This is a genomic window from Fibrobacter sp. HC4 (assembly GCF_023373925.1).
Taxonomy (GTDB): domain Bacteria; phylum Fibrobacterota; class Fibrobacteria; order Fibrobacterales; family Fibrobacteraceae; genus Fibrobacter.
On the sequence record NZ_JALCZV010000005.1, the window covers coordinates 117,873 to 143,835 of the forward strand.

Consider the following 25,963-nt stretch of genomic DNA (forward strand, 5'->3'; position numbering starts at 1 on the left):
GGAGTTTTTTCTTTTATGAGTTCAGCTTTTTTATATTTGAGTCAATGTCTACCGTCATCCTGTTCAACAAGCCTTTTGGCGTATTAAGCCAGTTCACGCCGGAGTCGGGTCACCCCGCTCTGGACACCTTCGGCTTTCCGCCCGGAGTGTACGCTGCTGGCCGCCTGGATCATGACAGCGAAGGCGCCTTGTTGCTGACCGATAACGGCAAGCTCATCAAGAAACTTCTGGACCCCAAGTTCGAACATCCTCGCACTTATCTCGCGCAAGTTGACGGACAAATTACCGAAGAAGCCGTGCGACGCCTCGCCGCTGGAGTAGACATCAAGGGGTATCATACCAAGCCCTGCAAGGCCCGCATCGTGCCAGCACCAGACTGGATCTGGGACCGCAATCCGCCGGTCCGTTTCCGCGCCAACATTCCCACTAGCTGGGTAGAGCTGACTCTCATTGAAGGAAAAAACCGTCAAGTCCGTCACATGACCGCCGCAGTGGGCTTCCCTACCCTGCGTCTGGTCCGCGTGAAAATCGGGAACATTCCCCTTGGCGATTTACAGCCTGGTGAATGGCGGGTTGTGACCGAGAAAGTGATTTAAGTTTGCCTTCTAAAAGATTGCCACGCCTTCAGCTCGCAATGACACTCTAAAAAAACACCCCGCCGGATTTTTCCGACGGGGTTGTTTTTATGCTAGGTCCCTCGACTTCGCTCGGGATGACACCGCGCTTTCGCGCGTCGTCAGTTACAGCAGACCCTTAAAGAAATCATTACCCTTATCGTCGACCAAGATAAAGGCGGGGAAGTCCTTAATGGTGATCTTGCGGATTGCTTCCATGCCCAGTTCCGGGAAGGCCACGATGTCGTTGGACAGAATGTTCTGTTCAGCGAGGATTGCTGCCGGACCACCGATGGAGCCCAGGTAGAAGCCGCCGAACTTCTGGCAAGCGTCGGTAACGTCCTGAGAACGGTTGCCCTTAGCCACCATGATCATGGAGTGGCCCTTGCTCTGGAAGCGCATGACGTACGGGTCCATACGGCCTGCAGTAGTAGGACCGAAGGAACCAGTGGGCATGCCTTCCGGAGTCTTAGCCGGACCGGCGTAGTAAATCGGGTGGTTGGAAACAACTTCCAGAACCTTCTTTTCGATGTCGGAAAGTTCCTGACCGGCTTCCTGCTTGTCCAGGATTTCTGCGATCTTGGCGTGAGCCATGTCGCGAGCCACAATCATGGTGCCCTTCAGGTTCAGGCGAGTTGCAACCGGGTACTTGGTCAGTTCAGCGCAGACATCCTTCATGGGACGGTCAAGGTCGATTTCCACTGCAGCGGCGATCTTTGCTTCGCCCTTCGGCAGGTACTGTTCCGGATTGTGTTCCATCTTTTCGAGCCACAGACCGTTTTCGTCGATCTTAGCCTTGATGTTACGGTCAGCGGAGCAAGAAACGCCGATGGAAACCGGGCAGCTTGCAGCATGACGGGGGCAACGGATCACGCGAACGTCGTGGACCAGGTACTTACCGCCGAACTGAGCGCCGATGCCAGTCTTCTGACAGATGTGGAGAACCTTTTCTTCCATTTCCACGTCGCGGAACATACGGCCGCCTTCGGAACCGGTGGTCGGAAGATCATCATAGTAACCGCAGCTAGCCAGCTTAACGGTGTGGGTATTCATTTCGGCAGAGGTACCGCCGATAACGATGGCCAGGTGGTACGGCGGGCAAGCAGCGGTACCGAGAGTCTTCACCTTTTCGGAGATGAACTTTTCAAGGTTCTTCGGGGTGAGGAGAGCCTTGGTCATGGGCCAGTAGTAAGTCTTGTTGGCAGAGCCACCGCCCTTGGCAACGAAGAGGAACTTCATGTCTGCGCCTTCTTCGGCATGGATGTCGATCTGGGCAGGCAGGTTGCAAGCGGTATTCTTTTCTTCGTACATGGTCAGAGGAGCGATCTGGCTGTAGCGGAGATTCTTGGTAGTATAGGCATTGTAGATACCTTCGGAGATGGCTTCGAAATCATCGCAGCCAGTCCAGACCTGCTGACCCTTGTGGGCGACGCAGATAGCGGTACCGGTATCCTGGCAGAACGGGAGCACGCCCTTGGCAGCAACGCAGGCATTCTTCAGGAGGGTGAGAGCAACAAACTTGTCGTTGTCGGATGCTTCGGGATCCTGGAGGATCTTTGCCACCTTCTGGGTGTGAGCCGGACGGAGACGGAAGCTGACTTCTTCAAATGCGGCCTGAGCGATCTTGGTGAGGGCTTCCTTGGAAACCTTCAGGATCTTCTTGCCTTCGAATTCGGCGAGGTCAACGCCTTCCTTGCCCAAGTTGACGTATTCGGTGGTGTCACCGGTGTGCTGTACGGTTGCTTCGTACTTGAATGCCATAAATATGCCTCATGAATTCGGCAATTACAAATTACGAATTACGAATTACAAGATTTAACCAGGCAGCGCAGCTGCGATTATTCCTCTCATAATTCATACTTTATAATTCATAACTCGTAATTACCCGTAGGGTTAAAGTTACATGGGAAAAATTACATAATATTAGCGGAAAGCGGAAAGATTAAAGCGAAAAGAAACAGCTGTGAGGTGTGAGGTGTGAGGTACGAGGCGCGAGCATTACTCTTCATACTTTAAACTTTAAACTATAAGCTATTCATATCTGCCCCCCCCCTCAGCACATCACTCACCACTCATCACTCATCACTTTTATCTGAACCGCCTCCGCCAGTCGCCGACAGCATCAAAATGCAGTTAGGCCGCTCTCCAAAGGTAAAATTTGATGGTCTGGTGACGTTTTTGAGGTATTTTTGTATCTTTTTTTTCATAAAACTCATCAAAACGGCTCAATATGAGTTATTTTTTGGAATGTTAAAGTTTTTAAATAAAGAGGAATCCTATGAAGATGAAGAATCTGATGCTGGCAACTATGTTTGCCTCTGCAATTGCATTCGCTGCTGAAGCTGCAGCACCCGCTGCCGCTGCTGCACCCGCCGCTGCACCGGCTCCCGCTGCCGAAGTAAAGGCTGAAGCCGCTCCTGCCGCTGAAGCACCGAAGGCTGAAGCTGCCGCTCCCGCTGCCGAAGCTGCTGCACCTGCTGCCGAAGCAAAGGCTGAAGCTGCTCCTGCCGCCGAAGCCGCTCCTGCTGAAGCTGCCGCCGCACCTGCTGCCGAAGCCGCTCCCGCTGCTGAAGCTGCTCCTGCCGAAGCCGTAGCTGCAACTGATTCCGCTGCCGCACCTGCCGCTGAAGCAGCTCCTGCTGAAGCCGCACCGGTTGCTGAAGCCGCTCCTGCCGCTGACACTGCAAAGGCTGAAGTTCTCGAAACTAAGGCAGAACCCGCACCGGTTGATTCTGCTGCTCTCGCTAAGGCTGAAGCCGAAAAGAAGGCTGCCGAAGCTCAGGCAAAGGCTGAAGCTGAAGAACGCGCCAAGATGGAATCCGAATCCATGGGTTCTGCAAAGACCACCATCATGGAAAATCCCTGGGAATTCCTGATTGTCTCTGCAGCATTCGTTGCATCCGTCCTCGTCATCATCTTCACCGGCAAGGATTAATGACCGTTCGCATAAAACGTCTGGTCTAGTGCCTGCGTCAATGCTCACTCTCGCTAGATGAGACAAAGGAGGGCTACGCCCCCCCCTTAAAATCTCCCCTGCTAAAAACCTGTCCCCAAAGGCAGGTTTTTGACCGTTCGCATAAAAAGACTGGTCTAGTGCCTGCGTCATGGCCCAATCTCGCTAGATGAGACAAAGGAGGGCCACGATCCGCTAGGGAGGTGCTTTTTTTCGCCAATTCATTATGACGTTTATTTTATGAGCGTCAGGAAGCATTAACGAAACCTCCTGCATGACAGCGGTTTTCTTTATGCGGAAAAGGCCCGGTTTAACACCGGGCCCTTGTCCATAAGGTTTGCTTTACCTTTCCGCTTTCACCTATATACTAGTAAGTGACGTAGCAAAGTACGTTCATGGAAGCGCTAACCGTGATCTTGGTTCCGGCGGCAGAACCGTCGGTACAAGCAGCAGGAGTAAGGTTTGCAGAGTAGTCAATGGTGTATTCTTCGCCATCGATATTCAGAAGGATTCCATTTCCGCTACCACCGCAGACCAGGCCACAGTTAACAGCTTGAGGCGGATACTGGGCAACGATGGTTTCGCCACCCGGGAAGGCCTTGGAAGAGTCTGCCATGGAGTGAGCCATAACCACATCAACCTGATTGGGGTCAACCACGGTAACCGGGTCACAGCTATAGGTCTGCACGGTTTTGTCTTCGTTGGTGACGGACACAGAAACCTTAACAGACTTCTTATGCATTTCGCCAGTTGCGGTCATAGAAGCCGAGGCACCAGATCCAGAAATAGCACCATCATCGGAACTCCAGCTATAGCCGGTAATCTTGGATTCGGATTCAGCAACCACATTCCAGCTCATGGTTTCGCCAGCATTGACAGAAGCCTTTTCGGCGGAGCAGGATTTCACCACAATGGGCACGCCCTGAACCTGCAAGGAACCGCACTGCACTTCGCTACCATCGACATTCAGGGTCGCAGTATAGATGCCGGATTCGGTATAGGTGATGTTCACGGAATTCATGCCGTTACCGGAAACAGTCTTATTCAGTTCCGGGAACTTCCAGACGAAGGGAGACATGATCGCATCGAAGACATCGCCGGATTCACGATAGAAGGACCAAGTGGCAATTTCACCTTTTTGAATAACGTCTGTAGAAGGAGAGCAGGATCCGTTCACGACGCCAGAGGGTTCGTTAAGCACTTCGTCAGAGCTTGCGGTTTCGGATTTCTTGGCGGAAGAGGACCTTGCCTGCTGTTGCGCAGCGGAAGAGGCCGGACCAACGTCAGAACCGGAATCAGGGGTAGCGTCGGAATTGGAACTGGTCACAACATCTACTCCGGCACTGGAGTAAACATTGGCTTCGTGAGAAGGTTCGTTAGCACTTGTAGCATCTTCGCCACATGCCGCCAAACCAAAGGCAAGACCGGCCGCCACTAAAGAAAAGTTTTTTGTAAGATTGCCAAACACAGTCATGCATGTAAATATAGATAAAAAACACGTTTTTTCACCTTTTAGTCTTTGTAATTTTTTTTCGGTGAAACAAGTCACGAAAAAAAGGCTATCTTGTTCCCGTGTTGATGGGATTTTTTCTAAAGGAGGCTTTATGCCGTTTTTTGTTGTACCCGTATTGTTGCTAGCGACAGCGTTGTTCGCTGTAGAACAGGAGCAACCGACCCCGTACGATCTGATTCGACCTATTTGGCCGATGACGTGGGATACCGCCGCTACTGATGAAGGCGGTACCGTACAGAGTTTTAGTAAGTACGTGCCCAACGCAAAGAAGCACAATACTGTGCCCGCAGTCGGTTCCATGCCTCAGGACTTCGTTCCCAACGGACTGATTCCTGACTCCCTGAACCAGGCATTCCGCGACGCGCAAAACCTCCGCATCGGTCGTATCCGTATTAACCAGGCAGGCTACCTGCCCGACGATCCGGAAATGCAGTTCTACTACGTTTCTGACGGAAACTGTACCGAAACCTATTCCGTCGTAGACCTGGATGGTAACGAAGTGGCCAAGGGTGGTACCTTCATGTCGTCTGGTCTGACAACGACCTCTTCCTGGAACATTAAGGCTGGTACCGACGCCGCAACAGCCAACCAGGGCCGCTATACATCCTCTGCCGACGCTCCCGAAGGCAAGGTCTGTATCGGTAACCTGACCCAGCTTGCCGGTGGCCTCGCCCAGGACACCCGCTACCGCGTGAAGGTCCTCAAGCAGTACTCATCAACATTCATCATCAGCCCCCGCGTTTACTCCATGGTTCGCGACGCCTTGCTGAAGTTCTACGGCGTCAACCGAAGCGGTAACTCTGAATCCTGGTTCCACAAGCCCAGCCATACCAAGGATGGTGGTGGCCCCGTGGTCAACAACATTACCGCTGGTGCAGCAGCAACCCCCATCTCCCCCAAGGAAGGCGACCTCCAAGGTGGCTGGTACGACTGCGGTGACCATCTTAAGGAATCTTACACCCAGGCTTATGCATTCATGGTTCTTGCCATTACCGCCGCCGGCAACCCGGATCGCGACGATGACAACTACGCCTACAACCACGCCGAAACAGTCAACACCGACGGTATTCCCGACATTCTCCGCGAAGCCAAGCATGGTGCAGACTACTTCCTGAGAGCTTACCGCGTAGCTGGCGGCATTGTAGACAATATGCCTGTTTCTGTGGGTAACTTCGGCGCTGACCACGGCTGGTGGGGCAGACCGGAAAACCAGGACGCCCTTCCCGCAACCTTGAAGGGTAGAGGTGGTCCTCATGAACGTGACGTCCGCCTGGGTGAACTGGGCGCCAACGTTTCTAGTGAAATTGCAGCAGGTCTCGCTATTCTCGGTAAGGAATACGCCTTCTACGACAAGGCTTTCGCCGACTCCTGTAAGATGGCAGCCGTGGCTATCTATGAATTCGCAAGAGCTCTCGCTCTGGACCAGCCGACCTACGGCAATGGTTTGAAGTTCAACAACAACAAGGAAAAGGGCGAATGGGGCACTCCCGCCTATAGCGGAAGCAACTCCTACATCGACGATATCAGTATCGCAGCAGTAGCCCTGCATTATGGAACCTACCCCGATTCCGGTATGAAGTACCTTAACGATGCCGTAGAAGACAAGACCATCGGTACCGATCAGGAACCTGGCGTAGGCTTCTTCCGCGGTGGCTGGATGGCAGCCAAGCGTGACGGTATGCGTAAGAGCAGTAACACCGACTGGGCAAACGTTCAGACCTACGCCCTGTACGGTTTCTACAAGCTCCTCCTCAAGAACGACAGTATTTCTACCCATTACGGAATCACTCACGACGAACGTCTCTGGTATGCAGAAAACGTCGCCTTCATGTTGGCTAACAACGTAGCAGCCCGTTCCGGCACAGGCTCCACCTCTATACCTATTCCGAACCCCAGCGATGGAACCAAGAACGTTTCTGCAAGCGACCTCTGGTACCAGATGCAGACTCAGATGGCCTGGATTTACAACCGCTACCAGGCAGGCAACATCTTTGACGTGTTCGCATACGCAGACGTAACCAAGGACCTGGAAGGAGTTAGACTTCCCCAGAAGGGCGTTCAGAACTGGAATTCCGAAAAGATGAAACAGCTCGGTATCAACCAGCTGAACTACCTCTTCGGTGTGAACCCCTGGGATATTTCCTTTATGATCGGCGTGGGCGACAAGAGCGACAACCACCCCCATCATCGTGCAGCAAACCCCGAAGGCAAGAACATGCCGGGTGCTGGTTATACCTATAAGCCCCCTGTAGGCGCCTTGTTCGGCGGTGTTCCTCCCGAAGGCGACAACGAATGGGATCCGTCTACCCTGAGCTGGGAAGACTACTACAAGTCTGAAACCTGTATCGACGCAACCGCAATGTTCCTTGCCGCAGCCTCTGCCGCCATCAAGGAAGAAGATCGCAACCGCGCACCTTCCGAAATCAATGTGGAAATTCGTTACGTCGGCTATAACAGCGCAATCATCAAGGTTGGCCAGGATGTCCGCGGCCCCGCAATGATTCTGTACAGCACCAACGAAACTGGTCCTTTCAATACTCCGGTCAAGGACACCATCAACAGTGTCACTCACGAATTCAACCTGACTGAACTCCAGAACGGAACCACTTACTACTTCAAGGTCATTTCCATTAACGCACGTAGTGAAGCCTACACCACCAAGTGGCTTGTAGACAGCACCAGCACCCCCTTCTCCTTCACGACGCTCGTAAGCCCTCCGGGCGATGCCGATATCCAGAACGTCAAGATCTGTAACCTGACTGCAGATACCGCCGAAGTCATGTGGTACACTCCTAACGGTCAGTACGAATCCAAGGTATACTGGGATACCGAAGTCAAACCCTACGACCAGATGATGTGCCCGGGTGCAGCAGCCCAAAGTTGCGACATCGTCGGCAACGCTGACGTTTCCGGCATTCCCACCAGTTTCCATTACGTCAAGTTCGGCGACCTGGAAGAACAGACTACCTATTATTACTGCGTCGAAAGTAACGGTTCCATCCGCTGCAACGACGACAAGGGTCAGCCCCTCAAGTTCACCACCCCCGTTACCCGCTACAACTTTGATGTCAGCGTCTATCAGTATGAATTCGGTGGAATGGACTTCCTGAACCTGAACCTTATCAATAATGAAGACCGTCAATTCGACAATATCGAACTGCGCCTCTACGTGACTGCAAAGCCCGAAGAAATCGAAGCTGTTCCTGGCGTGAACAACCAGCCGGGTACTTGCCCGCTGCTGATCGACTCCGATATCTGCCAGGCTTACGATGAAGCAGGCTTCAACAGACCTTGCGTAAATGCCGCAGGCGAAAACGTTGACGACTCTCTCCGCTATTACTTGCGTCATGCCGTTCCTGTCAAGCTGGAAGACACCTACAACCCGGCAACGGGAGAATACGACTGGTACATTCCTATCCCGCTGGGCGGAACTCTCATCAAGTCCTCTTCTCGTATGCGTGTTGACGTAGGCTTCTCTTCTGGTATCTATCAGAACAACATGTGCGAAACACTGCGTACTCCTGGCAAGAAGCGCTTCCTCATCCCCAATACCAAGGACTGGACCTGGACGGCCCACTCTCGTGAAGTTGACGGCGCCGACTACGCAGGTGTTCCTTCCTGGGAAAAGGACCAGGGCGATATTGAACAGGCTCCTGTGAACCCCTACATTGCAGTTTACCGCAAGGGCGAATTCATTTCTGGCTTTAGCCCCTCTTACGACGAAATGATTAACAAGCGCGCCAACTACGAAATCACGATGAGTTTTGACGCCCCCTTCAACGTATCTAACGGTTCCTACATCCAGATTGACTCTACCACCAGCACCATGCATGTCAAGGGTCAGGCATTCATCACCGAAAGCGGTTACGTGAATTCCATCTGGGTAAACGGTGTCGCGCTGACCAACGAACAGCTGGCCAAGGCAGCCATTTACGACAATTCTACCGGTCGTTATGCCCTGGATATTCCGGTCAAGCTGACCATCGGTACCAACAAGGTTGACATTACCGTATTTGCAGGCCCGGATCCGTCATGTTCCTACTGCGTAGAAAACGGTGGTTGCGCCTTTATCAACCGTTCCTACTACATCCAGTTCAGCAAGGGTGACCGCACTCAGAGTTCTCTGTTGCTCATTGCCCAGGATGGAAATTCCGTCTCTAGTCCGGCTCCGATCGATGGTTCCAACAAGTTCCATATCGAACTCCGCGACAAGGACAACCGCAACAATTCAACGGTAACCGTTTCTGTGCATAATTCCCGCACAAAGGATTCCGCAATTGTAACCCTGAAGAGAACTGACGAAAATCTCGGTTACTTCAGCAGCGATATGCTCAACGCCTCTGCTAGCGAAGGAGGCCTCCCCCACATTCCGTTCTACGGCGGCGACACCATCATGGTGAAATACGTCGACGCAGAAGATGAAGATGACCGCGATTCTGCCTGGTTCTACGCTGAAGCCACCAAGCCGACCCCGAAGGAAGCAGTCGTGCAGAACAATGTCTGTACTTTGACTGGCGATGCCCTGACAAGTGCAACATTGACCGTAAGCTTCGACAACGCCTCCTTTGACGGCACCGACATCATCATGGATAGTATGATTGTGGTTATGGAATCTGAAGGCTCCTCCGAAGGCGATAGATTCACCCTAGTTCCCACAGCAACGGTTACAGGCAAGGAAATATCATTCTCCGTCGCAGACTCCCTGGTTGGTGCTAACCCCGTCGGCAAGGTGATTGTCTACATGCGAGAAAAGGGCACTGCAAGTTCTGCAGAAGTCGCTCTCACCGATCGCGTAAAGCCCAAGTTGACCAGCGTCTCTATCCTCGAAAACGAAGATCATGTGAATGCTCAGGATACCCTGAAGCTGGTATTCTCTGAACCGGTCAATATTGTTGATACCAAGAGCTGGCCTCTCTCCGTATACGAAAACCAGACTGCCGTGGATTTGAGTTCCATCAAGGTTGTCTCGGCAAAGACGGATGACAACGGCAAGAGCTGGCAGTACGTTATCGAAGGAAACGAAAACTTCGCAGTCAAGGCAGGTAAGCAGGCTGAAGTTCCCCAGGCCTTCAACATTACAGACCTGTTTGGCAATAAGCTCGCAACTTGCGCCCCCGTGACCATCATCGAAGCCGTTCGCCCCGTTCCCGTTCAGTACGCAAAGATTACTGACGTTACTGGCGATGGACAGCCCGATGAGATCTACGTGGAATTCGTAAGGGCTCTCCGCGACAAGGACATCCCGGACACCATCGATGTATACTGGGGTAACCCGGCAGTATACCAGGCATTCACTATGCCTGTTAACGGCTGGACCAGGGAGGAAATCAAAGCAGGAACCGTTACGATCTACGACACAAAGCTGGACTCCGCAAACGGTACCTGGATCAAGGGTAGCATTCAGAAGACCTGTGTTGAATTCAAGGATATCATTGTTGTAGAAACAGATACTACCTGGAACTACACTTATCCTGCCGATGATTCTACGCTCGCGCCCACCGACAGTACCGTATTGAAGGTCGATACCACTTCTACAATGACAAAGCAGACCTGCTCTACCTACGAAACCAAGCAGGATTCCACTTTCGTCCCGAAGATCGACACCCTGGGAACCAAGGATTCTATTCTCTACCACTCCATCATCCGTGTGGCTGTTGAGAAGGGCATCTACAAGAATATGACCTACGGTTCCAACAAGGATCCCAAGACCAACGAATACAAGGGTACCGTGCGTCCCCGTCTCGGCCCCATTGAAAGCCAGATTTCCGACAATACTGCAGACCTCCATGATAACTGCGCCCCGATTCTCCTTTCTGCTCAGTGGCGAGGCTTCGACATCGGTGACGAGGAAAGAGGTTCTCAGGATGAAGTCAATCTGACCTTCTCTGAACCGATTGACACCGTATATCAGCCCCGCGTGGTGGAAAGAAGCCGCGAAGGTGCCGCAGGCGTATTCTACAGCCCCATGAATACTCCGACCCTCGCAATGATTCTTTCTTCTGGATCTTCCTCGATCCGTCTGAGTTACATGCATAAGGAAGCAGCAGCCATCTGGATTGGCGACTCCCTCCGCATGGTTTCTGACATAAGCCTCGGCACTCTCAGAGATATGGCAGGAAACTTCCCGGGACAGGAAACTCCCTGGGTCCCCGTCACCGGATCTGTATCCAACGTGAAGTTCACAATTGTCTCTACCGAACCGGTTACCAAGTCCAGAAACAATTATGATGTTTACTACGGCGGCACACCTTTTGCAAAGGGCGAAAACTTCCGTCTGACCGCAAAGAACAAGGCTGGCGAGACCATCATCCTGGCTGCAGGCGACAACGTACTCAACAAGGTAGGTTCCGCTCCGATTCCTAACTACAAGAGCGCAGGCCCTGTATTCGAAATCGAAGTCGCACTGCCCTTCGGCAACACCCGTGAATACGGTTTGGGCTTTGACCTGAGCATCTTTACAAACATCGGTGCCTATGTCATTAACACCCATTATGCCGATTCCACCAAGTACCTCAAGGATTTCATCTCTGCAGGTAGCACAATCACCTTCTATCTGGAATGGTGCGCTCCTGAAGATTACCCCATGAGTGCCGACGGAAAGAAGATTGGTACTGGTCCTTACATCGCCAAGTTCAAGACCCATGCCTCTAGCACGGTCTTCCCGGAAGTTAAGGAAGCTGGCGACACCAGAGAAGACATCAGCGGTTCTGACACCTTCACCAAGACCTTCGGGTTTAGGCGAATCAAGCAGTAAGATGCAGGTGTTATAAAACTTATGATAGCGAGAGAATGTGGTCCAGAAAGACCACATTCTTTTGTGTTATTTGAAACGGGTAGGAGTTTTTTTTATGAGTAAAAGTTTCAAGAAACTAGTTGGAATTTTATTGTTTTTAGGCATGGCGGCATCCAGTGTAATTGCAGCCGACCTTCCAAACCTTGACAGGACCGACAAGGTCCATGACCGTCGCTACCAGGACTCAGTCAACGTTTACGGCCGACGTTCTATTCGTCTGAACCAAAGTGGTTTTAGACCGCAGGATTACAAATACGCCTATGTGGCCGACCCAAAGGCCACCAAGTTCTCTGTCGTTGACGCCAAGACGGGGGCAGAATCCTTTAGCGGATCATTAAGCCTAATCCGTTCTAACGCCATCAAGCCAAACATTTGGATTAACGGAGCTTTTAATTCTCTTGAAAGCGTTTATGAATTCGGCGATACGACGGAAACAACCAATACAGAAAGTCTCTATAGGGCAGACTTCACCAAGTTATCCCCTACCACACCTGGCGAATACTTTGTCGTGGTGGGAAATGATACTTCAGCGACCTTCCATATCCATCCGTCTATATACAACGCCATTCTTGAAAACTCTCTGAAGTTCTTCGGCATTCAACGTTGCGGAAATACGAAATCCCATTTCCATGGAGCATGCCATCTGCAGGACGGTTCCAGAGTAGGCCATGACTTGACAGGTGGCTGGCACGATTGCGGTGACCATTTCAAGGTTGCAGAAACCGTAGGCTATGCCTCATACGTTTTATCCATGGTCTACCTCACCTACCAGGACAAGGCCGAAGACCGTTACGGGAACTCCTATGCCGACACGGTGTTTACCGATGGCATTCCCGACGTTCTGTACGAGGCCAAAGTCGGAACCGATTACATCATGAAGCTCTATAACGCTTCTGTGGAAGATGGTCTCATTGAAAAAGGCGATATGTATCATACCGTGGGCATGAGTGACTTTGACCATGCCTTCTGGGATTTGCCCGAACGTCAGGACAAACAGTCTCAGGCAAAAGGTGGTCCTGATCGACTGGTTCTCAAGGACATCGGAACGAACGTTGCCGGCGTTTATGCAGCGGCCCTGGCCAACGTTGCCGCAGGCTATAAAGTCTACGACCCCGATTATTCGGATTCCCTCCTGGAAGCAGCCAAGACAATCTATTCCAAGATTGTCAAGCCCACATTCATAAAATACGGAAGCGAAAAGGAAGGGGAATTTTCAGAAAAAGCCTGCGCTAGAAAAGGAAAGGCCACTTTCTACAAGACCGATCCTACCGATCCAATCCAGTTTAATGGTAAGGGTTACTACTCCGGCATGGGTCTCTGCGAAGACGATGCGGCAGCGGCCGCCACCTCTCTTTGGTACGCAACCGGAGACACGACCTATAAATATGACTTGTTCAACAACAAGGAACTGAATGTCAATAGCCATGCCGTATATGACCTAGCCTTCTTTGAAGCTGGTTATCTGGGAACAGGTCCGGGATTCAACAATTCCTGGGCAACAGACTATCAGAATCTTTTTGCCTATGTCCTGTTCTCGATCCAGAAATTGATTCTTAACGATCCGCAAGTTACAGCCAAGTACAACATTTCTGAAACGGAACGAGATGCACTCACAAAGCGAGTCATGGCCGCTTTCCGCAAGCAGATCCAAACAAACACTAGCGGAGATTCCACCGCAGTTACCTATCCGGGATCCGCAGGAGAACCCAGAGAAAGCGAGACTAAGGTTCAAGTAACACCGCCCTACAACCTGGTATGGCCAGGCTTTGACTGGGGTGTTGTCCGTTACAATATGGGTTCGGCCGTCGCTGTGTTCCTTCTTTACGAACTGATGCAGGATGAACGCTACCTGAGAGTTTCTCTTGACAACATGTATTATGCATTAGGTGCAAACCCCTGGGATATTTCTCTGCTACTGGGCGCTGGCGACAAGAACCCGCAGCACCCCCATAACCGAGCCGCCAACCCTGATGGATATAATGCAGGCGCAATGCCCTACAAGTACAAGTGCCCCATCGGCGCCCTCATGGGAGGACGTGAACCCACAAAGACATTGATTGAAGACTGGAGCAAATTCACCTCTACAGAAACTTGCATTGACTTCTCTGCACAGCTTCTATTCCCGGCTCAGAGTTTGGCACAAACCTTGCCCATCGATGCAGAAGGTCCGCTGTTCAGCAACATTGCAGGCACTCCGATTTCTGACACAGAAGCCATTATTAGCTGGGACGCAAACGAAGTCGCCCTGGTAACCGTATTCTACAACACCTCCCCCGATCTTTCTACCGCCAAGTCCGTGCAGCAATCAAAGGCAACCAAGGGCGGCGCCATTACCTTGGAAGGTCTGACCTTGGGTGAAACCTACTACTTCTTCCTGGAAGGTATGGACACCAAACGCAATATGACCACCGATGACAATCATGGACAGTGGTACCAGTTTACCATGACCAAGGCCGCCACAACGATCAGCGGCGTAACCATCTGCCAGGTCGACAATAGGAGCGCAAAGATTTACTGGTGGTCTTCTGACCGCATGAATGGCGTTGTCAATTACGGCACCTCCATGAGCGCCCTGAACGAAGCTCAAAATGCAGAAGGCGGAGCTGTTCTGTTCCACGAAGCAAAACTTACCGATTTACAGCCGGGCACGACATACTACTTTACCGTTTCTTCAGGCATCACCACCGATAACAACGGCGGCACAGGTTATAGTTTCACAACGGATTCCTACGCCACCTACGCCGACCTGGAAATATATATCAAGCCCAGTTCCTACCAGGCAGAATGCACCAACTGGCAAGACTGCCATGAATTCTTCATTTCTATATCCAACAACGATTCCATCAGCTTCCATGATTTTGAAGTCAGACTCTATCTGGGTAAATCGTCAAACTTCCAGGTAATCACCTGGACTCCCCTTACCCAGAACTGGAATGGCAATGGAACCATGAAATCGATCAAGGAGATTTCTTTCGGAAACCCCACTCCTACAAATGGCGAGTACTACCTGCCCATTACCATCAAGGATACCTTGAGCGTTTCGGGCCAGATGATTTTCCAGGTCAAGTTTATGGATGGCGGAGCCACCTTCAAGGACTTTGATGGCGGCTGGTCCCTCATTCCCCATACAGCAAGCAGCGACCCGGCCTATTTCGCAGGCGTAGACCTTACACAGGCTCCCTACTTCACCGCCCAGGAAACTGAAGCGGTGGAAACCGATGCCAACGGCAACAAGGTTATTTCCTACGTGGAAGACCCCTACATCGTTGTTTACTATCACGGCAAGCATATCTACGGCTATGGCCCCGACTACACTCCGGAAAATGGTCCCCAGGTCAACCGCACCGTAGCCCTGAATTTCACCTCGCCCTTTATCAGCCCCCATTATTCTGTTGAAACAGTTGACTCCTCAATCTCCTATGTGGGATCCAGCACTGTAAGCCCCACAGGCTTCCTGGATGACCTGGAGATGAATGGAGTCTCCCAGGACTTCGTATACGACGCCTCTCCGCGTACCGACTCCTTCATCTTCAAGAAGGATTCCATTCTAGGTTACGGTAACAACTACGTAGAATGGGTCAGCTGGCACAACCATGGCGCCAATAAGAGTTCCCAGAATCAGTATGACTGCGCCTGCGCCATCTATAGGACCAACGTAGAAGTCGACACCATTACAACCCCGCCGGAACAGCGCTATCTTGTTTTTGACAAGAAGCAGTATGTTACCTACAAGGGCGAAAATGGAGCCCACAAGGCCGAAGTTCACGTATCCCTGCTAGACAGTACAATGGCCCTTATGGATACGGTTAGCATTACGCTGGAACTGACTACAGACAACAATACGGTTCAGTTCTATGCCACCTATGATGCCACAATCTCTATTACCAGCATCACCCTGATTAATGGAGAAGCCACATTCTATGTCGCCTCCAGCATTGCAGACACGACCATAATGTATGCCCGCAGCAGTGGCGGCTCCAAGATTGAGTACCAGCCAGCCTCTGCGGAACTATTCATTCAGGATCTGCCGCCCTGGCCCATTATCGAAGTGGCCAAGATGGTAGACACCGATTGCGACAACAAGCCAGACGCATTGAACATCACCCTGTCAAAGGCTTACGACGACAGTGCCTCCTTCATCGAGGTCAGATACCTTTATAAGTCCGATACCCTTATAACAACCAATATCGTCAGCCAATCCGGAAAGGACATTGTCCTCGCTCTCAATATCAGCGACACCACAACGAACACGAATCCCTCCGGATACATAGCCCTCCTCTCTAACTATAAGGGAGAAATCAAGAACGAGGAAGCTCAATACCTAGACGGTATCGCACCCACTTTGCTGTCAATCTCCGTTCTGGAACGTATGGACACCGCGAAAACAGATAAGGTGTACATGAAGTTCAGCGAACCGATTTCGGCCCCCGGCGAAATCTGGCCCATCCAGCTTTTCGCAACGGATAAGTCGACTAAGGCAGAGGCCCCCACCGTCTTGTTCTCTCAGCTTTACAACGACTCCTTGAACGTTTGGGAATTCGAAATTGCCTTCAACGCTGATGGCAGTTCCGCCGTAACAGAAGGCATGTTCGGCCAGCTGTTGACCACCAGTTCCATTACCGACAAGAGCGGCAACAAGGTATCTGAAGTCTGCGGACAGCCCATCCTCCCCATAACTCTGAAGCTACTGCCAATCCCGCTGCAGTATGCAGTGATTTCCGACGCAGACGAAGACGGCTCTGCAGAACATATCGACCTGCAATACTCCCGAACCATGGACAGAAAACACATTCCTGACCAGATATCCATTATCTTCGGCAAGGCAAAGCCGGAAACTCTGTGGGTTGCGGGCACCTCCCTGACCTTCACTCCGGACAGTCTCTACGCAAGCCTGAATCTCCCTATTCCCTTCAGCTACGGTAACACAAGCGGTCCTTATGATGGAGGAACCATCGGGATGAACAATGCAGGTAAGGTTGCACAGCACCTCGGTTCAGACGCATCCTACGAATCAAACGAAATTCTCGCAAAGGATTCTGTCGGTCCTGTGTTCGTGTCCGCACACCTCACAAGGACAGACAAGTTTGACCTGCTGGACATCGAAATTAGTGAACCGGTAAATATCCACGACATAAATCAAATTTTCTACCGCCAGAAAAATGGCGACGCGGATTCGGCAATCTATCAAAACACGATTCAGTCTTGCGCGCTACTCGGCGGAAATTCTCATATACAGGGAATCTACCTGCAGAATGACAAGATTACCATTAACGACGGAAGTCTGCTCCGTATGCAGCCCAAGGAATTCAGCGCCCTGGTGGACCAGAACGGAAACACCCCCTCGCTGAACAACCCCTGGATTCCTATTTCTGGTTCTGGTAATCCGACCATCAAGTTTGACATTCACCTCCGCGAACAGGTGACAAGACCCCTTGCTACCGACTTGAGCCTTCCCGGAAAGTCCGGTATAAGATTCTATGCACTTGACGTAAATACAAAAAAATTAGACCTTATAGAGAACGGTCAAATCGTTCAAACAGGAATCAGTCCCGATCTTCTCCGTGGAGCCATCTGGGAAATCGAGATGGAAGTCCCCCGTGGAGCCTCCACTTCGGAATCTGCAGCATGGGACGCACTCACATTCAAACTTAACATGCCTATCTACTCCAACCTGGGCAGCTATGTTAACCGTTCCCTGGTTCGGTACGTCTTGACTTCCGACAAGCATCTGTCAACTGCCGGCAAGATAAAACTCTACCTGGAATGGCCCAATATGGCAGTAACAGGTCTTCAGTCTGAAAATGGACGCTCTGTGGGAACAGGTGCCTACATATTCAAGGCTCAGATAGACTACATTTTCACTCCGAACCTGTCTAAGGATAGTAAGACAATCAGCAGATTCAATTACAAGGATTCCTACGACAAAACCGAAAAGTTTGGTGTAAAACGAGCAAAATAAAATGTCCGAGATTATCTACTCAGATTCCCCATACTTGTTAATTCTATCGGCAATAGCACTTGTGCTATCCTGCTATTTTCCGACAATGCTCGGAAACAAGATGACGGTTCAGCTGATACCGAAGCCGCTCCGTCGTCTGATCTTGATTAACATCGTCTGGAACCTGTGTAGTATCATCGGCATTCTCTTTTTTAGCGGAATCATGGAACCCGGTTCATCGGCTCATATCGGGCGCCAGATTGTATTCGGGATCCAGGCTCTCGCCTGGATTAGAGTCGGTAATGAATGCTACCATATTGGAGAACAGGTATCGTTCAAGAAGCACGAAAAATTCCGCACCCTATCCAACACCATCGGAACTATTATCATCCTAGCATTAACTCTATTGCTAGCGATTGCTCCCGAAGCTTTGACCAGTTTGACTTTTTGGGAAATCCAGCCGTTTAAGGAACGTCCAATTTTCATTGCATTCGTTCTTATATACATGGTCTTCCTGTTGCCCAGCTACATAGCCGTCATTTATCAACTGGGACGAAACGGACTCAGCTCCATCAACGTCGTGGCGGCCAAGACCAGTTCTTACATGGGTGTGTCCTTCGCTATCATTGCGGCTCTGGCCTTCTGTTTCGACATCATCATTCCCTTGCTGAAGGGAGTCTATACCGGCCCCGAAAAATTCATACCGGGCACAACGCAGCTCATGATCTGGAACCAGTTCATGGCGGTATTCCTCACTCTTCTTTGCGGTCAATACTACACCTCGGTATCTTATAAAAATAAAAGTTCCTACTGGTTAGTTAACAAGCTGATCAGCAAGATGGAAGAAGGCATCATCTATTTCGATGACAACGGACAAATCGAGCATGCCAACCAGGGCGCCGCTAAGTTGTTAGGAATTTCCACGACCAACATGAAAGGTCGTTCCATCAAGAGTATCTTCCCGCCCAGTCTGGAATTCTTCAAGGAAACGGTCTACAACGACATTCGCATTACCATCAACGGCGAGACGCACTCTTTCAAGATTCATTTCTTCAAGAACAGTCAGACCTTGACCACCGTGCTGAACATTGCCTTTTTTGTAGACCAGTCAAAGACCTTGCTCCTACAGCAAAATTTGAAGACGTTGAACGACCAGTATGTGGAATACACTCACGACCTCGTCCGTTACCAGGACCGTCTAAATAGAGAAGCCAGCATCAAGGCCGAAAAGGAAAACGTCCTGAACACCTTGATTAACGCGCTCCCCTTTAGAGTGTGGTACAAGAACGAACTGGGTGTCTACCAGAAACAGAATCAGCTGGATCTAGAAAAGAACGGTGCCCGCGAAGGCGCCAGCGATGACGCTCAGGACATTACCAGTTTTGAACGGGATGCAAGAGAACTGGGCGAAGTCCGCGTACACCCCTCCATCGAAGATAAGGACGGCAAGGAGATTACCCAGGACGAAGCCAACGCGCTGGCCAAGAATGGGGAATCCTACGGATTCTTCGACAACATGTACATTCCTATTATCCAGGGCAAGGCCCCCTACAAGACCTTGTGTATCAAGGTGGACATGACGGAACAGCGCAGACTGGAACAGGAACGAAACATGCTCCGCGAACAGAAGTTCATCCATTCCCGCCTCGAAGAATTGGGTACTATGTGCGGTGCATTCGCCCATGACTACAACAACATTCTCGGTTCCCAGATTGGGTTCTGCCAACTTGCCCAGGAAATGCTTCCCGAAGGACACCAAGCCAGCATGTTCATCGCCGAAGCCCTGAAGGCCGCCCAGCGAGGCAAGACATCCCTAGAAGAACTGTTGAACGCCATCCGCGGAAACGCCAGCGCTGCAACGCCGGCCATGGTGTTCTCTCCCTACATGATTATCGAAGATGTGGTTAAGAAGGTTTCGCTGACTCTTCCGCCCAACATTACGCTGAACAGCCGAGAACTGGACCACAGCCTAAAAATCAAGGGCATCGTCGCCTCTTTGGACCGCATCATAAGCAACATGGCCAACAACGCTATTTTCGCCATGAAGAAGACCGGAGGCACCCTGACATTCACCCTCCACCAGGCAATTCTGGAAAAGGAACTGATTACCCCCTATGCGCCCCCCGTACCGGCAGGACAATACGCCCAGATGGACATTTCGGATACCGGCAGCGGCATGGATTCGGGAACCCTGGAACGCATATTCGCCCCCTTCTTTACCACCAAGGCACCGGGCGAAGGCCTGGGATTGGGCCTTTCTTCGGCCCTAAGACTGCTAAAAGAGGGAAATGCGTACTTCACTGTGCATACAACCTTAGGTAAGGGCACAACTTTTAATCTATATTGGCCTTTGTATATAGAAAGTGAAACTGAAACGAAGAAGGAGGACTAATATGTCCACTATTTTGGTTATCGACGACGACGAACAGTTCAACCTGATGTTGAAATCCGCTCTTGAAATCAAGGGCTATTCCGTCGAAACAGCCTCTAACGGTAAGGACGCCAAGGCCCTTTACCAGAACAAGACTTATGACGTGATCATCACCGACATCATCATGCCGGATGTTGACGGTTACGAAGTCATCCTGGACCTCCGTCGCCTGAACATGAGCGACCGTACCATCGCCGTTAGCGGTGGTGGCAGAACTGCAGCCGACGACTATCTGATTACCGCACAGCACTTCGATGTTGCCGCTACCTTCAACAAGCCGGTGGACCTGCAGGCTCTCCGCGCCAAGGTAGAAGAAATCATCAAGGCTCACGCCTAATCGGTTGTTTAGGTTCAGTAGTCCATGAACATCCTGATCGCTGACTTTGATCAGAAATTTATCAGCGACATCCAGCGTTCCTGGTCTGTAGCAGGCACCAACCTGCGTACTTGCAGTACCGAGAGCGAACTCATGCCTATTGCAAAAGAAGGTTCGATAGACCTTGCGTTTATCGAGGTTCCTTTCTTGATGCAAGACAATATGGATATGGTGAGCTACCTCAAGGAACGCCACCCGGGAATTGAAATTTTTGTACTGTGCGATGACCGCAACTGGCAGGGAGCAGCCAGCGCCATCACCCGCGGAGCCAACAGTTTCTTAAAGAAACCCGTAACGCTTTCGCTACTGGAAAGCACCGCACAGAAAATCCAGGCTCAGCTTCAGAACAAGTCCAACAACCAGCTCATGGAATCTCAGGTGCTGGACAGCCTTTTGGGCAACACTCCCGAAATGCGAAAGATTCTGAAGACGGTCTACAAGATCGCCCCTACCAACAGCACAGTCCTCATCACCGGCGAATCCGGTTCCGGCAAGGAATTCCTGGCCAACGTGGTACACCGCTACAGCAAGCGAGCCAACGAGCCCTTCGTAGCCGTAAACTGCGGAGCCATTCCCGAGAACCTTGTGGAAAGTGAATTGTTCGGTAGCAAGAAGGGAGCCTACACCGGCTCTACCACCGACAAGAAGGGCTTGTTCGAATCCGCCAACGGAGGCACGCTCTTCCTTGATGAAGTGGGCGAACTTTCTCCTGCGACCCAAGTCAAGTTGCTGCGATTCTTGCAGAGTCATGAAATTCGCAGGGTAGGCGAAACCGAAGCCCGCTACCTGGACGTTCGCATTATCGCCGCCACCAACAGGAACCTGCAAGACCGCATGGTCAGCGGAAATTTCCGCGAAGACCTGTACTACCGACTGAACACGTTCCATCTGCAATTGCCGCCCCTTCGCGAACGAAAGGCTGCGCTTCCCAACCTGATTAAATACTTTATTCTAAAGAACAAGGAAAGTCAGGGCAAGGATATTGTAGATGTGGAACCGGCGGCCTTGTATGCCCTGACCAAATACCCCTACCCCGGCAACATCCGTGAACTGGAAAATATTCTGGAACACGCCATCGTGCTATCCGAGGGGGGCATCATCCGTTTCGAAGACCTCCCCGAAAACGTCCAGAACGTTTCCCGAGAGGCTACCGTTGCTATTCCCCATATCAAGCGGGAAGCAGACAGCGAGACTGAAGAATCTGCTGAGCAGAATGCCGCCACGGAATCTATCGATTACGGAACGGTGGTTTTCAACGCCCCGATTAGCCCCATTGCCATCGCCCACGAAAGCAGCCCCGCAACGCCGACTGTCGCCGCCCCCGCAGCAGCACCCGTCGAAGAAAACGACGACCTGATTACCCTCGAGGAAATGGAACGTCGATATATCCTTCGTGCCCTCAGCGTCTGCAAGAACAACAAGACCCTGGTCTGCAGCAAACTAGGCATCAGCCGCGCCACCCTATGGCGCAAGCTTAAAGACCTCAAGATTGAAATGAACGGGGAAGATTAGACTTCAACGAGAGTTGCCACCAGGCAGCTATCCTTGGTGTTACCACTTCCATTAAAATCAATGTCCTGGGAACGTTTCCAGGCGGTCTGTGCGTTTCTATGTACAGAAGCCACCGCATCCCGGACATCGCGGGCAAAGGCGTTCAAATTGAATTCGCTGTAGTTGGAACTGACCATGAAAAAGCCACCCTTGTTCAGGATGGTCGCACAGTCTGCAACCAGCGGCATCAAGTGTTCCCTGACGTTAAAGTTCGCACCCTTGAATCGGGCAAAGCTGGGCGGATCCAGAACGATGCCGTCGAACTTGAGGCCTTTCTTCTGAGCCCAGTGAACGTACTCGATGGCGTTACCACGGAAGAATTCTCCCGGGCGCAAATCCAGTCCATTCAGCTTAAAGTTCTCGCGGCCCTTGTCCAGAATCTTTCCGCTAATGTCGGCATTGGTAGCGATTTCAGCACCGCCGAGGCGTGCATGAACAGAGAAAGAACAGGTATAGCTGAACAGGTTCAAAAAACGCCTGCCAGCACAGCGTTTACCTATTTCCAAGCGCACAGAACGCATATCCAGGAAGAGTCCCGGATTCACCGTATCCAGCAGGTCGATGTTGAATTGGGCAGGTCCTTCGTGAACAATTCCCACGGAATCAGCAGGAGAACCAACTAGGACCTCCATAGGGGCGTTTTCAAGGGACTTTCCAGCCCGAGAAAGGCGTTCCTTAACCACAAGGCATACGGGATCAAAAACGTCTGCTATGGCCGTGGCAACGGCCTTTTTCTGACTCAACAGTTCAGGTCCAAAAAACTGAATCTGAAAACGGTCGCCAAACTTATCCAGAGTCAAGCCGGGAAAGCCATCTGCTACCCCATTGACAACACGATAGGCATCCGTCACATCAAAGAGAGGCGAACGTTTTTCGTGGGCTTGCAGCAAAAGATTCTTGAAGTCGGCCATAGAACAAATAAAAAGGAGCCCACAGGGTCTCCTTACTTATCCATAGTTTTGATCTGATTGACGAATTCGTCAACTTCCTTGAATTCGCGATAGATGGACGCAAATCGCACATAGGCAACCGCATCCAGTTTCTTCAGTTCCTGCATGACCAGGTTACCGATCTGATCGTAAGTCACTTCGAAATTTTCGGTAACGGTCAAGGCGTTTTCAACGTTGATCGCCAGCTGTTCCATATCAGAAACGGAGACAGGACGTTTCTTGCAGGAGTTGATGACTCCGCGAAGAAGTTTTTCGCGCTGGAACGGTTCATGTTCCCCGTTGCGTTTGATAACAGTCAAGGGCTGAAGTTCCACGTACTCACGAGTGGAGAAGCGGCGACCGCATTCCACGCACTCGCGACGGCGCCTGATGTAGGAACCGATAGCGCGGCTATCAACGACCTTGTCGTTATCTTTTTTGCAAAACGGGCAAATCATATTGGTATTGAGGTATGAGGTCGGGCCTATGGCCCTAGAGGAGTGAGGTTCCGAAGATAAAACAGAGATTTCACACTTGCTTTACCCCAAAGCCTTGCGCAGCAAGGCGAGCTCACACCTCGAAGGCGCAAAGCGCCGCCCTCACAGCTAGTTATTCTTCTTGAATTCCTCTACGTTAGCCTTGTATTCAGCCAGGTATTCCTTGGCTGCGGCAACAACGGCTTCCGGAGTGTAACCGAATTCCTTTTCCAGGACGCCAGCCGGAGCGGAAGCACCGAAGCGTTCCAGACCGGAAACCTTACCAAAGCCACCTACAACCTGAGCGAACAGCAGCGGGAGACCGCTGGACTTGGCAAACACCGGAGTCCACGGAGTGATGACGGAGTCGCGGTATTCCTTGCTCTGGCTCATGAAGAGGGCCGGGCTAATCATAGAAACAACGCGAACCTTGAGGCCTTCGGCACGGAGCACTTCAGCAGCGTCGTGAGTCAGGAGCACATCGGAACCGTTAGAGACGAAGGTGAGGTCCGGACGGGCGGAACCGCAGTTATCACTAACAACGTAAGCACCCTTGCGGCACTTGGCAGCTTCAACCTTGCGATCGCCGGGGAGAGTCTTCACGTTCTGGCGGGTCAGGATGATGGTAGTGGGGCTATCGTTGTTTTCGAAAGCCATTTCCCAGGCAGCCACAGTTTCAAAAGCGTCAGCCGGACGGAGGACCAGCATTTCAGACTTACCGTTAGCCTTCTTGAGGCCTTCCAGAAGACGAATCTGAGTTTCGTGTTCGATGGGCTGATGAGTGGGACCGTCTTCGCCAACGCGGAAGCTGTCGTGGGTGTACATAAACTTAACAGGCAGACCCATGAGAGCAGCCATACGGAGCACCGGCTTCATGAAGTCGCTGAACACGAAGAAGGTGGCGCAAATCGGGTAGAGACCGCCGTGGAGAGCGATACCGCAGCAGATAGCACCCATGGTCAATTCTGCAACGCCAACCTGGACGAAGCCGCCCTTGAAGTCGTTAGCGCGGAAGATACCGGTCTTGTTCAGGAAGGCCTGAGTGTTATCGGAGTTAGAAAGGTCAGCAGAAGAGCAGATGCAGTTCTTCACATTTTCAGCCAGGTGGCCGAGGATGGTACCGGAGGTAACGCGAGTTGCAACGCCTTCCTTCAGTTCCAGACCGGAGAGGTCGATCTTCGGAGCCTTGCCGGAGAGCCATTCCTTGAGGGTTGCAGCCTTTTCGGGATTTGCAGCGTCCCAGGCAGCCTTGGCCTTCTTCCAGGCTTCAACTTCCTTGCGGAGTTCGGCCTTGCGGGCTTCGAATGCTTCTGCAACTTCGGGGAAAATCTTGAACGGATCAGCCGGATCGCCACCCAGATTCTTGACGGTAGCGTCGGTAGAAGCACCAGCGGCATTCAGCGGCTGGCCGTGAGTGGAAACAGCACCTTCGAAGGACTTACCGTCTTCAGCAATGGCACCCTTGGCCATGGTGGTGTGACCAATCACGATAGTGGGCTTTTCTGTTTCTGCCCATGCTTCCTTGAAAGCCTTACGGAGAGATGCAATGTCGGAACCATCAGCCACGTCGATAACGCGGAAGCCCCATGCTTCGTACTGCTTCTTGAAGTCGTGGCTCATCACGTCTTCGCAACGGCAGGACAGCTGGACCTGGTTTGCATCGTAGAAGAAAATCAAGTTAGAGAGTTTGAGGTGACCAGCAACGCGGCCCACGCCGTAGGCGATTTCTTCTTCGAGACCGCCGTCGGAAACCAGGCAGACCACCTTGTGGTTCAGGATGTCGCCGAAACGTTCCACCATGAAGCGTTCTGCAATGGCGTTACCCAGGGCAACTGCATGACCGATGCCCAGAGGACCACTGGAGTTTTCGATGCCAAGAGCCACTTCAACTTCCGGATGACCGGGAGTACGGCTGTTCAGCTGGCGGAAGTTCTTCAGGTCTTCCATATTGAGCTTACCCTGGAGGGCAAGTTCGGAATAGAGAAGTGCAGACATATGGCCCGGATCCATGAAGAAACGGTCACGAGCTTCCCAATTGGGGTTTTCAGGATCGAAGCGGAGGAATTCTGCGAAAAGCAGGCTGATAGCATCAGCTGCACCCATGGCTCCACCCGGATGACCGGACTTAGCCTTCTGCACCATGGCAGCGGAAAGAATTCGAACGTTGTCGGCCGCTTTAGTAACGATCGCGTCTTGCACTTTTTTACCTCTCTCTATATAATAGGCGATGAGCCGCCCTTAAAATTTGAGCCAAATTTAGTTTTTTACATAAAATTCTCAAGGCCACATATCCCACTACGTGAACGAAAACGGGAATTTCAGCCCCAAGCAATACACAGACGTTCACTAAACGAAACAAAAAACCTCATTTCTATAAAAATTTGAGTAT

At 51.5% G+C, this 25,963-nt stretch carries 12 protein-coding genes; 7 read left to right on the top strand and 5 right to left on the bottom strand.

Features of this window, described 5'->3' with window-relative positions:
• Nucleotides 1–44 precede the first annotated feature (44 nt).
• Nucleotides 45–596 (top strand): pseudouridine synthase, encoded by a 552-nt coding sequence (locus MMG03_RS04840; RefSeq protein WP_073283873.1) that lies wholly within the window; start codon nt 45–47, stop codon nt 594–596.
• Nucleotides 597–740: 144 nt separating this feature from the next.
• Here MMG03_RS04840 and MMG03_RS04845 read toward each other — a convergent pair whose 3' ends face one another.
• Nucleotides 741–2,375, bottom strand: a complete 1,635-nt coding sequence (locus tag MMG03_RS04845; RefSeq protein ID WP_249505764.1) for a fumarate hydratase — start codon at nt 2,373–2,375, stop codon at nt 741–743.
• A 517-nt stretch (nt 2,376–2,892) separates the two neighbouring features.
• Between MMG03_RS04845 and MMG03_RS04850 the strand changes: the two genes are divergently transcribed.
• A complete protein-coding gene (locus tag MMG03_RS04850; RefSeq protein WP_199174046.1) occupies nt 2,893–3,549 on the top strand; it encodes a hypothetical protein in 657 nt (218 codons plus the stop codon).
• A gap of 385 nt (nt 3,550–3,934) precedes the next feature.
• Here the strand turns inward: MMG03_RS04850 and MMG03_RS04855 are convergent, their stop codons facing one another.
• Nucleotides 3,935–5,041: a hypothetical protein gene (locus MMG03_RS04855; RefSeq protein WP_073157221.1), complete on the bottom strand. Its 1,107-nt coding sequence runs from the start codon at nt 5,039–5,041 to the stop codon at nt 3,935–3,937.
• A 130-nt stretch (nt 5,042–5,171) separates the two neighbouring features.
• Here MMG03_RS04855 and MMG03_RS04860 point away from each other — a divergent pair, with 130 nt between their 5' ends.
• The 5 genes from MMG03_RS04860 to MMG03_RS04880 all read left to right on the top strand — a co-directional run bounded on the left by MMG03_RS04860 (nt 5,172) and on the right by MMG03_RS04880 (nt 22,130).
• The gene (locus MMG03_RS04860; protein WP_249505765.1) at nt 5,172–11,834 is read left to right on the top strand and encodes a glycoside hydrolase family 9 protein; all 6,663 of its coding nucleotides are present in this window, start codon (nt 5,172–5,174) and stop codon (nt 11,832–11,834) included.
• A gap of 94 nt (nt 11,835–11,928) precedes the next feature.
• Nucleotides 11,929–17,832: a glycoside hydrolase family 9 protein gene (locus MMG03_RS04865; protein WP_249505766.1), complete on the top strand. Its 5,904-nt coding sequence runs from the start codon at nt 11,929–11,931 to the stop codon at nt 17,830–17,832.
• An 85-nt stretch (nt 17,833–17,917) separates the two neighbouring features.
• The gene (locus MMG03_RS04870; protein ID WP_073235557.1) at nt 17,918–20,203 is read left to right on the top strand and encodes a PAS domain-containing sensor histidine kinase; all 2,286 of its coding nucleotides are present in this window, start codon (nt 17,918–17,920) and stop codon (nt 20,201–20,203) included.
• Nucleotide 20,204: 1 nt separating this feature from the next.
• On the top strand, nt 20,205–20,579 hold the full coding sequence (locus MMG03_RS04875; protein WP_073157234.1) for a response regulator transcription factor: 375 nt from the start codon (nt 20,205–20,207) through the stop codon (nt 20,577–20,579).
• A gap of 24 nt (nt 20,580–20,603) precedes the next feature.
• On the top strand, nt 20,604–22,130 hold the full coding sequence (locus MMG03_RS04880; RefSeq protein ID WP_073157238.1) for a sigma-54 dependent transcriptional regulator: 1,527 nt from the start codon (nt 20,604–20,606) through the stop codon (nt 22,128–22,130).
• Here MMG03_RS04880 and MMG03_RS04885 read toward each other — a convergent pair.
• The 3 genes from MMG03_RS04885 to MMG03_RS16055 all read right to left on the bottom strand — a co-directional run bounded on the left by MMG03_RS04885 (nt 22,127) and on the right by MMG03_RS16055 (nt 25,773).
• Nucleotides 22,127–23,080: a class I SAM-dependent rRNA methyltransferase gene (locus tag MMG03_RS04885; RefSeq protein WP_249505767.1), complete on the bottom strand. Its 954-nt coding sequence runs from the start codon at nt 23,078–23,080 to the stop codon at nt 22,127–22,129. The two genes, MMG03_RS04880 and MMG03_RS04885, sit on opposite strands and share 4 nt — an antisense overlap.
• Nucleotides 23,081–23,112: 32 nt before the next feature.
• Nucleotides 23,113–23,556, bottom strand: coding sequence for a transcriptional regulator NrdR (nrdR, locus tag MMG03_RS04890; RefSeq protein ID WP_073157245.1), 444 nt, complete (start codon nt 23,554–23,556; stop codon nt 23,113–23,115).
• A 147-nt stretch (nt 23,557–23,703) separates the two neighbouring features.
• On the bottom strand, nt 23,704–25,773 hold the full coding sequence (locus tag MMG03_RS16055) for a transketolase (RefSeq protein ID WP_073157248.1): 2,070 nt from the start codon (nt 25,771–25,773) through the stop codon (nt 23,704–23,706).
• Between the last annotated feature and the right edge of the window lie 190 nt (nt 25,774–25,963).